Genomic DNA, 12,048 nt, shown 5'->3' with positions numbered 1-12,048 from the left:
CTCCCCCGCGAGCGCTGACCTGGTGGCCGTGCCGGCACTGGTTCAATCCCAGTATCGTCCACACACCCAGGAGCCCCCGGCCGTCTCGTACGGCCGGGGGCTCCTCGCGTCGGGTCCGCTGTCAGCTGGAGAACAGCATGTGGCCGAAGCTCTTGTGGCGGTGGTGGTGACCGTGGCCGCCGTAGTGACCGCCGCCGTGGCCGCCGCCGTGCGGGGCGCCCCAGGCGGGCGCGGGCGGGGCCGGGTACGCCTGCGGGGCGGGCGGCGCCGGCGGGGCGGGCTTGGTCCACTGGGACTCCAGCTGGGTCAGCGACTCCAGCTCGCCGTAGTCGAGGAAGATGCCGCGACAGCCGCTGCACTGCTCGATCTGGACGCCGCTGCGGTTGTAGGTGTGCATCGGCGCATGGCACTTCGGACACTGCATGGTCGGCTCAACTCCTCGCCGGTTGGTCCTGCTTCGTGTTTCCCCAGGACAGACTCCGTCCGCGCCTGGTCGGTTGCACCTTACTTCGGGAATCAGTGCGTCAACTGCGCGGGGACGGAAGTCATCCGCGCGCAGGCGTCCACGACGTCCTGCTCGACCTCGTCCAGCGGGCGGCCGGCGGTGAGCGCCTTGGCGAGCGCGGTGGCCGCCGTCTGTACGGTCAGGGCGCGGGCCGCGACGTCCAGGGCGGGCCACGGGTCGCCGTCCGGGGGTACGGCGGGCCCGCCGGCGTTCCGGTAGGCGGTGAGGAAACGGGTCCACTCGTCGGGCGGGAGGAGCCCGCAGGCGAACCAGGCGGCGGGGCGGGCCAGGTCCCAGGCGGGAACGCCGACGCCGAGGTCGTCCACGTCGATCAGCCGCCAGGGGCCGTCGGGCGCGGGGTGGCGGACGAGCTGGCCGAGGTGCAGGTCGCCGTGGCAGAGGGACGGGGTACAGGGCATGGGGGCCTCGGCGCGGGCCCAGGCGGGCAGGGCGGCCCAGGCCCGAAGTATCGGGGCCATGGCCGGATCCTCGCCATCGGTCGCGGCCGCGCGGAGGCGAGCGACGGCGCGGGCGGCCTTGGCGGGGCCGCGCATCGGGGGCAGGCCGATGGGCGGGGCCGTGCGGTGCAGCCGGGCGAGGAGGGTGGCGGCGGCTTCCCAGGGGGCCGCCTCGGGGTCGTCCGGGTCCACGGGGGCGCCGTAGGGCCAGAAGGTCACCAGTCGGCCGTGCAGGGGGGTGGCGGTCGGCGCGAGGGGGGCGAGGAGGACGTCCGGCAGCGCCGCGGCGGTGGCCAGGCGCCGACCGAGCTCGGCCTCCTCCGTCTCCGGGGCGTGCGCCTTCGCGACGGTGCCGGCATGCCGGACGACTGTGGCGTCGGGCCTGTCGGCGAGGGTCTGGACGGGGCCGCACCGGCAGACCCCGCCGCCTTCCGGGTGCGCGGCGCGCGCCGCGAGGGCGGGGAGCAGAGCGGAGGTGTCAGACGTCACGGGGGCCTCGGGGGGTGGACTGTAGGGCGAGCGTACTGGCACAGGCCGCTCCACGAGGCCGGCTGCACAGCGCGGGCACTGGCGCGGGCCGGGGGTCGGTTCGCTCACCGGCGCTGCCAGGGTGCCGCTGCGCCCACCCGTGCCGCCCCTAGCGGCACGCATGCCCGCAGCTGGGTAGCAGGCTCGCAGTTACATACGACTGGCTGCGACGCGCCCCGTAAGGGGCGCGGGGAACTGCGCGGTGGGTTGGGGCGGGCCCAGGTCGTGAGGGGCGGGAGGAAACGGCCAATGCCGGCGCAGCTCCCCAGCTGCGCCGGCATTTGTGCCGTCCGCCGTACCCCCGTCCCCACGGGGTTTCATGGGTGGATGTCCCCGCCCGGACCGCTCTTCCGGGCCTGGGGTCGCCGCTCAGCGCCCCAGCATCACACCCACGGACGACGCCTGTGTGGCCACTGTCTCCCAGCCGTCGAAGACGAGGAGGAGCAGGGCCGCCAGGGGAAGGGCCATGAGCGTCGCCACCAGGGGGTGGCGGCGTCCCGTCCGGCGTGGAGCGAACGCGGTGCGTCGCGGTGCCGTGTGGGCCATGGTCCCTCTCCTGACCGTCTTGTTGTCCTGGCAGCGGCGGGTGCCTGACCTCGGGGGACGAGTGCTGCACCCGCCGCTTGACCTCAAATCTAGGCGCGGGGCGCCCGGCGGGCGTCATGCCCTCGTACCGAATGACGGGCCTCCCGGAGGATGAGGTGTGACCTGGGCTCTACTCCCCTGGGTGGAGACCCGGTCACCGGTCTCGGGGTCTTCCCGGAGGGGGCGCCCGCCGTGTCCCGCCATGTCCGGACCGGCGGTGTGCCACTTCGCGCCGCTTCGAGTGAGTTCGATCACTTGTCCGTCGTCCGGAAGCGGGGTCCCGCGCGAGGGGTGATCCGGCGCTCCCGATGTGCCCGCGTCCGCCCACGGCCAGTCCGCAACAGGCGCCGCACCGCCGCCCCGGCCACTGTTCGAGCGTTCAACAACACTGCCCCTACGGGGGATTGACGGCCTACCCGCCCCAAGGGCTCCGAGCCGTACGGCTTCCTGACCCCGTCTCACTTCGCGCACCCGGCACGCACAATCCATCCGCGTGAGAGGGCGCGGCCTCTGCGCGCGGGCGGCCGGGGAAACGTAAGCTGTGCCACGTCACAGGGACCGGGCAGCGGGGATGAACATGGCGATGATGCGCCTGAGGCGCGAGGACCCGCGTGCCGTCGGCTCGTTCAGGCTTCACCGACGGCTCGGCGCGGGCGGGATGGGCGTGGTCTATCTCGGTTCCGACAAGAAGGGACAGCGGGTCGCGCTGAAGGTGATCCGGCCCGATCTCGCGGAGGACCAGGAGTTCCGCTCCCGGTTCGCCCGCGAGGTCTCGGCGGCCCGGCGCATCCGGGGCGGATGCACGGCCCGGCTGGTCGCGGCGGACCTGGAGGCCGACCGCCCGTGGTTCGCCACGCAGTACGTTCCCGGGCCGTCCCTGCACGACAAGGTCGCCGACGAGGGGCCGCTCGGCACGGCCGACGCGGCGGCGATCGGCGCCGCCCTGTCCGAGGGGCTCGTCGCCGTGCACGAGGCCGGCGTGGTGCACCGGGACCTGAAGCCCTCCAACATCCTGCTGTCCCCCAAGGGACCGAGGATCATCGACTTCGGCATCGCCTGGGCGACCGGCGCCTCCACCCTCACCCATGTCGGTACGGCGGTCGGCTCCCCCGGCTTCCTCGCGCCCGAGCAGGTGCGCGGCGCCGCCGTCACCCCGGCCACCGACGTCTTCTCGCTCGGCGCGACCCTCGCCTACGCCTCGGCCGGCGACTCGCCGTTCGGCCACGGCAGTTCCGAGGTGATGCTGTACCGGGTGGTGCACGAGGAGCCCCAGCTGAGCGGAGTGCCGGACGCGCTCGCCCCGCTGGTGCGGGCCTGCCTGGCGAAGGACCCCGAGGACCGGCCCAGCACGCTTCAGCTGTCGCTGCGGCTGAAGGAGATCGCGGCCCGGGAGGCACAGGGCCTGACCGACGTACGGCCGCCCGCGCCACGCGCCGCCGAGGCGGACCGGCCCACGGGCCCGCTCGTCGACACCTACCCGGAACCGCAGCGCGGCGCCCAGCGGCGTACGTCCCCGGGCACCCCGGTGCCGCGCGGCGGCGCGCCCGCCCGGGGCGGGGTGGCACCCCGGGGCGGCGGTTCCACGCGCGCCGGTGGCGCCGGGTCGCGGCCGGGCGGACCGCGTCCGACCCCGGCCCCGCGTGGCGGTGGCCCGCGGTCCGGCGGCGGCAGCCGTCCCGCGCCGCGCGGTGCCGGCGGCCGGCCGGCGCCGCGGCCGACGGGCACCGGACGGCGCCCGGCCAATCCGCGCCTGCTGCGGCAGCGGTTGTTCGTGTTCGTGGTGGTGACGCTGCTGGTGGCGCTGGGCATCGCCGTCGCCCAGGGCTGCCAGGGGCCGGCCCGCGGCCTCGGCGACCAGCACGGCGGCGTACGCCGGCACCAGCAGCACGCGGCCACGGCTTTCGCCCCGGCGGACGAGGCAGTCCCGGTGTCCGAGCGCTACCACTCGACCCTGCGGCACGGGTGACGCCAGGGCCGCGGTCCGAGGACTTGACGGCGAGGCCGGGGTCCGACGACCGGACGGCCGGGCCGGGCTACGACGGCTCGACGGCAGGGCCGCGGTCCGAGGACTTGACGGCGAGGCCGGGGGTCCGGTGGCCGAACGGCGGCGCGGGTCAGGCCTCCGGGCGGCCCGTGGCGACCGCGTAGAACGCGACCGCCGCCGCCGCACCCACGTTCAGCGAGTCGACACCGTGGGACATGGGGATGCGGACCCATTCGTCGGCGGCGACCAGGGCCTGGGTGGACAGACCGTCCCCCTCGGCGCCCAGCATCAGAGCCACCCTGTCCATGCGGTGCGGGGCGGCCTCGTCGAGGGTGCGGGCCTTGTCGTCCGGGGTGAGGGCCAGCAGCGGGAAGCCGGCCTCCCTGACCTGTTCGAGCCCCTTCGGCCAGGTCTCCAGGCGGGCGTACGGCACCGAGAACACGGCGCCCATGGAGACCTTGACGCTGCGCCGGTACAGCGGGTCGGCGCAGTCGGGCGAGAGCAGCACGGCGTCCATGCCGAGCGCGGCGGCCGAACGGAAGATCGCGCCGATGTTGGTGTGGTCGTTGACGGCCTCCATGACCACCACCCGGCGGGCCGAGCGGAGCAGTTCGGCCGCCGTCGGCAGCGGCTTGCGCTGCATGGAGGCGAGTGCGCCGCGGTGCACGTGGTAGCCGGTGACCCGTTCGGCGAGGTCCGGGCTGACCGCGTACACGGGGGCCGGCAGCTCGTCGATGACGTCGCGCATGACGTCGATCCACTTGGCCGAGAGCAGCATGGAGCGCATCTCGTAGCCCGCGTCCTTGGCCCGTCTGATGACTTTCTCGCCCTCGGCGATGAAGAGGCCCTCGGCCGGCTCGCGCTTGCGGCGCAGCTCGACGTCGGTCAGGCCCGTGTAGTCGGAGAGGCGGGGGTCCTCTGGATCCTCAACGGTGATGAGATCGGCCACAGGGTGATACTGCCTTGTCCTGGGTGTGGTGCCAACGGCTCGGAACGACTGGGTTACTCGGGGTTACGCGTGATCAAGCCAGATTGGCCGGTCCGGCGTCCACCACCGCGCCGATGACGATCACCGCGGGGGGCTTCACCTCTTCGGCCCGGACGGTCTCGGCGACCGTCGCGAGGGTGGCGTCGACCCGGCGCTGCGCGGCCGTCGTCCCCTCCTGGACCAGCGCGACCGGCGTGTCGGCGGGCTTGCCGTGGGCGACGAGCGTGTCCGCGATCTTGCCGATCTTGTCGACGCCCATGAGGACGACGAGCGTGCCGGTCAGCTTGGCCAGGGACGGCCAGTCGACCAGGGAGCGCTCGTCGTCGGGGGCGACGTGACCGCTGACGACCGTGAACTCGTGGGCGACACCGCGGTGGGTGACCGGGATGCCGGCCGCGCCCGGCACGGAGATCGAGCTGGAGATGCCGGGGACGACCGTGCAGGCGATCCCGGCCTCGGCGAGCGCCTGGACCTCCTCCATGCCCCGGCCGAAGACGAAGGGGTCGCCGCCCTTGAGACGTACGACGGACTTGCCCTGCTTGGCGTGCTCGATGAGCGCGTTGTTGATGGCTTCCTGGGCCATGTACCGGCCGTAGGGGATCTTCGCCGCGTCGATCACCTCGACGTGCGGCGGGAGTTCGGCGAGCAGGTCGCGCGGGCCGAGGCGGTCGGCGATGACGACGTCGGCCTCGGCGAGCAGGCGGCGGCCGCGCACGGTGATCAGGTCCGGGTCACCGGGGCCGCCGCCGACCAGGGCGACGCCGGGGGTGCGGGTGCGGTGGTGCGGGGCGACGAGGGTGCCGTCGCGCAGGCCCTCGACGACCGCGTCCCGGACGGCGGCGGTGTGCCGGGGGTCGCGGCCGCGGGCGTCCGTGGTCAGGACGGCGACGGTGACGCCCTCGCTGTGGCCGGTCGCGGGGGTCCAGGCGGTGGCCCGGTCGGCGTCGTCGGAGCGGACGCACCAGACGCGGTGGCTCTCGGCCTCGGCGGAGGCGGCCGTGTTGGCCTCGGGGTCGCTGGTGGCGATCAGGGCGTACCAGGCGTCGGCGAGGTCGCCTTCGGCGTACGGCCGCCGGTGCCAGGTCAGCTCGCCGGCGTCGGCCATGGCCTCGACGGAGGGCGTGGCCTCGGGGGAGACGAGGAGGATGTCGGCGCCGGCCGCGATGAGGGCGGGGAGGCGGCGCTGGGCGACCTGGCCGCCGCCGAGGACGACCACGCGGCGGCCGGTGAGGCGGAGGCCTACGGGGTAGGCGGGGTGTTCGGCCATGAGGGACGGCTCCTCGTGCAGCTCTGCGATGGGGGCGCGCTGCACCTTCGGAGCGGCCCTGACGTGCGGATTTTAGCTGTGGGCAGGGCAGAGGGCACGGGTAGCCCGGCAGCTGGACGCCGGACCACCACGCGCCGTGGCGCCCACTTCGCCGTGGCGCCCACTTCGCCGTGGCGCCCACTTCGCCGTGGCGCCTACTTCTCTGTCACGCCGGCCGAGTCGAACGTCGCCACCTCGTGCATCGCCCGGGCCGTGCTCTGGACCAGCGGGAGGGCGAGGAGGGCGCCGGTGCCCTCACCGAGGCGGAGGTCGAGGTCGACCAGGGGGCGCAGGCCGAGCTTGTTGAGGGCGGCGACGTGCCCGGGTTCGGCGCTGCGGTGGCCGGCGATGCAGGCCGCGAGGACCTCGGGGGCGATCGCGCGGGCGACCAGCGCGGCGGCACCGGCGCTGACGCCGTCCAGGATCACCGGCGTACGCAGCGACGCGCCGCCGAGCAGCAGGCCCACGATGGCCGCGTGTTCGAAGCCGCCGACGGCCGCGAGGACGCCGATCGGGTCGGCGGGGTCCGGCTGGTGCAGTTCCAGCGCGCGCCGGACGACCTCGGTCTTGCGGGCCAGGGTCTCGTCGTTGATGCCGGTGCCGCGGCCGGTGACCTCGGCCGGGTCGGCGCCGGTGAAGACGGAGATGAGCGCCGCCGACGCGGTGGTGTTGGCGATGCCCATCTCACCGGTGAGCAGGGCCTTGTTGCCGGCCGCCACCAGGTCGCGGGCGGTCTCGATGCCGACCTCGATGGCCTGCTTGACCTCCTCGCGGCTCATCGCGGGACCGGTGGTCATGTCGGAGGTGCCGCCGCGGATCTTGCGGGGCAGCAGTCCGGGCGTGGCCGGAAGGTCGCCGGCGACACCGACGTCGACGACGCACACCTCGGCGCCGACCTGGTTCGCGAAGGCGTTGCAGACCGCTCCCCCGCCGAGGAAGTTGGCCACCATCTGCGAGGTGACCTCCTGCGGCCACGGGGTGACGCCCTGGGCGTGCACACCGTGGTCGCCGGCGAAGATCGCCACGGCGGCGGGCTCCGGGATCGGCGGCGGGCACTGCCGGGACAGCCCGGACAACTGCGCGGAGATGATCTCCAGCATGCCGAGCGCGCCCGCCGGCTTGGTCATCCGCTTCTGCCGCTCCCACGCCTCGCCCAGTGCCTTGGCGTCCAGCGGGCGGATCTGCGCGACGGTCTCGGCGAGCAGGTCGTGCGGGTCCTCACCGGGCAGGGCTCTGCGGCCGTACGTCTCCTCGTGCACCACCCACGACAGCGGGCGCCGCTTGGACCAGCCGGCCTGCATCAGCTCGGGCTCGTCCGGGAACTCGTCGACGTAGCCGACGCACAGGTAGGCGACGACCTCCAGGTGCTCGGGGAGGCCGAGGGCGCGGACCATCTCGCGCTCGTCGAAGAAGCTGACCCAGCCCACGCCGAGTCCCTCCGCGCGGGCGGCGAGCCAGAGGTTCTCGACGGCGAGCGCGGAGGAGTAGGGCGCCATCTGCGGCTGGGTGTGCCGGCCCAGCGTGTGCCGGCCGCCGCGGGTCGGGTCGGCGGTGACGACGATGTTCACGGGGGTGTCGAGGATGGCCTCGATCTTCAGTTCCTTGAACTGCTTGGCCCGGCCCTTGGGCAGCGACTTGGCGTACGCCTCGCGCTGACGCGTGGCCAGTTCGTGCATGGTGCGCCGGGTGTCGGCGGAGCGGATGACGACGAAGTCCCAGGGCTGCGAGTGGCCGACGCTGGGGGCGGTGTGGGCGGCCTCCAGGACGCGGAGCAGCACGTCGTGCGGGATGGGGTCGCCGCGGAAGCCGTTGCGGATGTCGCGCCGCTCGCGCATGACCTTCAGCACCGCCTCACGCTCGGCGTCGCCGTAGGCGGGGGCGGCGGGGCCGGCGGGCTGCTGTGCTTCGGCCACCACCGCAGCGCCTTCCTCGGGCTCGGCACCCCGGGTGTCCAGGTCCTCCGCCTGCTGTACGACGTCGATGGCCGGCTCGGTCTCCGGGGCCGCCGGAGTCGGGGCCGGGGCGGGGGTCGGGCTGCCGGGGGCTTCCGCCTCGCGGGGCGCGGGAACGGTGGCGACCGGTCCCTGCGGCGCCTCCGGTGTCTCGGCTGTCGCCGCTGTCTCCGGGGCCTGCGGGGTCTCCCGGGCCTCCGGGGCCTCCTGAGCGGGGAGCACGATCGGGTGCGGCGGGGTGGGGGCCAGATGCGGAGTGGTCGGCACGGACCCCTCCACGGGCACGAACTCCCCGAGCGGCTGCCCGGGACCGGGGGCCTGAGAGCCGTCCGCGGCCACCGCGGGGTCGGGGACGGCGGCGGCCGATTCGCCCTGCGGCCCGGCGGGCGCGGCGGCCTGCGGGACTTGGCCGTCTTGCGGCTCAGGCAGCGGGGCGAGTACGGCGTCGGCGGCGACGGCGTTGCCGAGCTGCGGGCCCTGGACCTGGTGCGGGGCGTGCGCCTCGGGGGTGCCGTCGGCGGGCGTCGCGGTGGCATCACCGGCGGGCTGGGCCGGTACGGCGCCCTGAGCCGGAGAGTCGGCGGCCTCGGTCACCGGTGCCTCCTGGACGGGGTTGACGGAAACGGGTTCGGCTTCGGCGGCCACATCGGGCGCCCGGGTAGGTTCGGCGGCGACCGCGGGCTCGGGCGCCGGCGCCTGCTGGCCCGCGGCGGCCGTCTCGCCTGCCGGTACGCCGGCTGCGGTGCCGGCCTCGGCGGTGGGCGCCGGCAGCTGATCGGCAGTGGCAACGGCAGGCTGGACTGCGGCGGCACCGCCGTCGGTCGCCGCTGCCTCGGCCACCGGCTCGGCGGGTCCGGAGGCGGTGGCTACCGGCTCGGCCGCATCCGCCCGGCCGGTGCCTGCGGCCGCCTCAGCGGCCTGCGCCGGCTCGGCGTCGGGCTGCGCGGGGGCGACCGGCGCCGCCGGCCCCGGAGCGGCGGGCGCGGACGCGGTGATACCGGCGTCCTCGGCCGGCACGGGCACCGGGACCTGAGCCTGGCCCTCGGCCTCCGCCTGCGCGGTCTGGTCCGGAGCGGTCTGCGCCGGCTCGTCCGCCGTGCCCTGCGCCACCTGCTCCGGTCCGCTCGTAGCGGCTGCCTCCGGGACCGGCGCCCCCGCAGTGGCCCCGGTCGGGGCCTCCCCGGCCTGAGCCTGATCCACGACCGGCTGGCTCGGGGGCACCGTCACAGCCTCGGGAGCGGTGGTCTGCGTGCTCTCCACCGACTGCACACCGTCATGAGCGTTCGCGGGCTGCATTCCGTCGTGCCCGTGCACGACGTTCTGCCCCGGTGCCGTCGCCGCGCTCGCCTGGTGGGTGAGACGGGCCACCGCGGCCTGGGCGGCGCCGGGCGTCTCGGTCGCCGCGGGTCCGGCCGGAGCAACCGTTTCCGCAGCCGGGGCCTGAGCCTCGACCTGAGCCACCGCGGCCGGAACCTGCCCCTGGGCCTGCGCCACCCCGACCGGCACCTGAGCCGCGGCCTCTTCCGCCGGTGCCTGGTCCGTCGCGTCCGGGGCCGTACCCCAAGGTGCCGCGCTCTGCGGGGCCATGTCGTGCAGAGGGGGCCGGCCCTCGGCGTACTCAGGACCCGTCGGCAGCCCGGGCTGGCGCACCGGCGTGCCCGCCGGGCCCCGGTCGGCGAGAGAGCGGACCGGGCTGGCGGAGGCGTCCGGGATCGGCGGGCCCAGGTGCAGGGGCCGCCGCGGCTGTTGCACGGCCGCGCTCGGGTCGTGCGGCGCGGAGAGGATGGGCGAGGGCGTCATGGACACGGGGCCGGAGTCGGGCAGCCGGACTCCGGTGAGGTCGACGGAGCCGCTGTCCCGGCCGGCCGTCTCGTGCGGCCCCGGCTCGTGGACGGCCTCGACGACGGGCTCCGGGGCGGGCGGCGGCACCTCGTTGCCCCACGCTCCCTGGGCACCCGGCAGCAGCAGCTCTTCGTCCTCGGCCGGAGCGTCGGAGAGGTAGGTGTACGCGCCGTGCGCGGGGACGCCCGGCTGCTCCACCATGCCCGCGCTCTCCGGCAGTCCCTCGCCCGGGACCTGGCCGGTGTCCGTCATGCGTACCCCTCGCCCATCGGTTAGTGCTCCTGAAACAGCTCACCCGGAACGGCGCACCGACCGCCCCACCGTGAAGAACGAGCGTGCGTGCCCAGCGGCACGAACGACCCATGGAAAAGACGACAAAGCCATTCAGTGGCATTGTCCCGGTCGTTCCGCCGTCGCGACAGCATGATCCGCGACAGGCCGCTGTGGACTGCGCCACGTTGCGCGTCCTCGGGTTTCGCCGTACCACACCCAACCCAAAACGGGCGTGTTTTCCGGACATTGACGAACGAAGTTCCGGGCCACCGGTGCGGCACAACGATCGGCCAGCCTACCGCGCGCGGTACGACAACACGATCACGGGGCGCGGTCGGCCAGTACCCCGGTGAGCAGGAACGCAACGTTCCGCTCGGTCTCCGTCCAGGCCCGGGTGTCGAGTTCGACGGACTGCAGCAGGGCGCACTCGACGCGGTACCCGTGCTCGCTCAGGTCTCGGCCGACGCGCTCGGCCGCGTCGCGGGTGGCGGCGTGGGTGACGATGCGCTGCGGGCGCCGGTCGGCGACCGCCGAGACCACGGCCGCTCCCCCGCCGCCGACGCGTACGACGTCCGGTTCGGGCAGGTTCTCCAGGACGTGGGGCGCGGCTCCGCGCACGACCTGGAGCAGGACGCCGTGGCGGCGCGCGGCGGACTCGGTGCGGGCGCAGGCCCCGGGGTCGTGGTCGACGGCGATGACGGCGGCCCCGGCGCGCGCGGCCTCGGTGGCGAACGCGCCGCTGCCGCACCCGATGTCCCAGACGAGGTCACCGACGCGGGGCCCCAGCCGGGCGAGTTGGGCGGCCCGCAGCAGTTGCGTCTCCCCTTCGCCGAGCCTGGGACCCGTGCCGGAGCCGGCGCCGGTGCCATGACCGGTGCCGGTTACGGAACCGGCGTCGCCGGGCGCGGCGTACCGCTCGTCCGGCTGGACCCAGCCTCGCGGTCCGGCGGCGGGGTCGCGGCCGGCGATCCAGCCGCCGCCCTCGGGCGCGGTCCCGGCGGCGGTGTGCCCGCCGATGACGATGACGACGTTGGGGTCGCGCCAGGTGTGGTCGGGGGCCTTGTCGGAGGTGACGACGGTGACCTGTTCGCGGGCGGTGCCGAGTTCCTCGCAGATGACGAAGGTGCGGTGGACGCCCTCCAGCAGCAGGCCGAGTTCGGCGGGGCCCGCCCCCGGTGAGGTCAGGACGGCGACCTTCGGGTGGGCGCGGCAGACGTTCACGGCGCGGCGCAGGGTGCGCCGGTGGGCGACGACGACCTGGGCGTCGTCCCAGGGCATGCCGGCCCGGGCGAAGGCGGCGGCCACCGCGGAGACGGCGGGCACGACCTCCACCTCCAGGCCGAACTCCGGTGCGCGCAGGGTGCGTACGACGCCGAAGAAGCCGGGGTCGCCGTCGGCGAGGACGACGGCGGTGCCGCGGTGGGCGGCGATGCGGCGGGCGGCCAGGGTGAGGCTGCCCAGGCGGATGCGTTCGGCGGCGTGCGGGACCTCGGGCAGCGCGAGGTGGTGGGCCGCGCCCGCCACGAGGGTGGCGGCGCCGAGGGCGGCGCGTGCCGTGTCGGTCAGCGGCGAGCCGTCCCAGCCGATCACGGTGACCCGGTCGGCCATCGTCGTCAGTCTCCTGGTT

The 12,048-nt window shown here is 75.2% G+C and carries 8 protein-coding genes; 1 reads left to right on the top strand and 7 read right to left on the bottom strand.

The window, feature by feature from the left end:
• Positions 1-121: 121 nt before the first annotated feature.
• The 3 genes from ABZ854_RS25465 to ABZ854_RS25455 all read right to left on the bottom strand — a co-directional run bounded on the left by ABZ854_RS25465 (position 122) and on the right by ABZ854_RS25455 (position 2,037).
• The gene (locus ABZ854_RS25465; protein ID WP_361214746.1) at positions 122-424 is read right to left on the bottom strand and encodes a zf-TFIIB domain-containing protein; all 303 of its coding nucleotides are present in this window, start codon (positions 422-424) and stop codon (positions 122-124) included.
• A 92-nt stretch (positions 425-516) separates the two neighbouring features.
• Positions 517-1,452 (bottom strand): aminoglycoside phosphotransferase family protein, encoded by a 936-nt coding sequence (locus ABZ854_RS25460; protein WP_361214744.1) that lies wholly within the window; start codon positions 1,450-1,452, stop codon positions 517-519.
• Between the two features lie 408 nt (positions 1,453-1,860).
• Positions 1,861-2,037 carry a hypothetical protein gene (locus ABZ854_RS25455; protein WP_361214742.1) on the bottom strand — a complete coding sequence of 59 codons (177 nt, stop codon included), beginning with the start codon at positions 2,035-2,037 and terminating at the stop codon, positions 1,861-1,863.
• Positions 2,038-2,647: 610 nt separating this feature from the next.
• Here ABZ854_RS25455 and ABZ854_RS25450 point away from each other — a divergent pair.
• On the top strand, positions 2,648-4,042 hold the full coding sequence (locus ABZ854_RS25450) for a protein kinase (RefSeq protein WP_361214740.1): 1,395 nt from the start codon (positions 2,648-2,650) through the stop codon (positions 4,040-4,042).
• Positions 4,043-4,190: 148 nt separating this feature from the next.
• On the opposite strand, the gene ABZ854_RS25445 is transcribed toward ABZ854_RS25450, so the two are convergent.
• The 4 genes from ABZ854_RS25445 to cbiE form a co-directional block, all read right to left on the bottom strand.
• Positions 4,191-5,009, bottom strand: a complete 819-nt coding sequence (locus ABZ854_RS25445) for an RNA methyltransferase (RefSeq protein WP_361214738.1) — start codon at positions 5,007-5,009, stop codon at positions 4,191-4,193.
• A gap of 73 nt (positions 5,010-5,082) precedes the next feature.
• Entirely contained in the window at positions 5,083-6,315 is a 1,233-nt protein-coding gene (gene cobA / locus ABZ854_RS25440) for a uroporphyrinogen-III C-methyltransferase (RefSeq protein WP_129310179.1), read from the bottom strand.
• A gap of 194 nt (positions 6,316-6,509) precedes the next feature.
• Positions 6,510-10,400 (bottom strand): nicotinate-nucleotide--dimethylbenzimidazole phosphoribosyltransferase, encoded by a 3,891-nt coding sequence (gene cobT / locus ABZ854_RS25435; protein WP_361214735.1) that lies wholly within the window; start codon positions 10,398-10,400, stop codon positions 6,510-6,512.
• 342 nt (positions 10,401-10,742) lie between these two features.
• Positions 10,743-12,029, bottom strand: coding sequence for a precorrin-6y C5,15-methyltransferase (decarboxylating) subunit CbiE (cbiE, locus tag ABZ854_RS25430; RefSeq protein ID WP_361214733.1), 1,287 nt, complete (start codon positions 12,027-12,029; stop codon positions 10,743-10,745).
• Positions 12,030-12,048: the final 19 nt, after the last annotated feature.

The organism is Streptomyces sp. NPDC047028 (assembly GCF_040644095.1).
GTDB lineage: Bacteria > Actinomycetota > Actinomycetes > Streptomycetales > Streptomycetaceae > Streptomyces.
Note: the sequence above shows the minus strand (reverse complement) of the source record. Positions and strands in the feature narration are given on the sequence as shown.

Bases quoted from the DNA above. Each gene is read 5' to 3' on its own strand.
- ABZ854_RS25465 (WP_361214746.1), bottom strand. From the start codon at position 424: ATGCAGTGTCCGAAGTGCCATGCGCCGATGCACACCTACAACCGCAGC.
- ABZ854_RS25450 (WP_361214740.1), top strand. From the start codon at position 2,648: ATGAACATGGCGATGATGCGCCTGAGGCGCGAGGACCCGCGTGCCGTC.
- ABZ854_RS25455 (WP_361214742.1), bottom strand. From the start codon at position 2,037: ATGGCCCACACGGCACCGCGACGCACCGCGTTCGCTCCACGCCGGACG.
- cbiE (WP_361214733.1), bottom strand. From the start codon at position 12,029: ATGGCCGACCGGGTCACCGTGATCGGCTGGGACGGCTCGCCGCTGACC.
- cobT (WP_361214735.1), bottom strand. From the start codon at position 10,400: ATGACGGACACCGGCCAGGTCCCGGGCGAGGGACTGCCGGAGAGCGCG.
- cobA (WP_129310179.1), bottom strand. From the start codon at position 6,315: ATGGCCGAACACCCCGCCTACCCCGTAGGCCTCCGCCTCACCGGCCGC.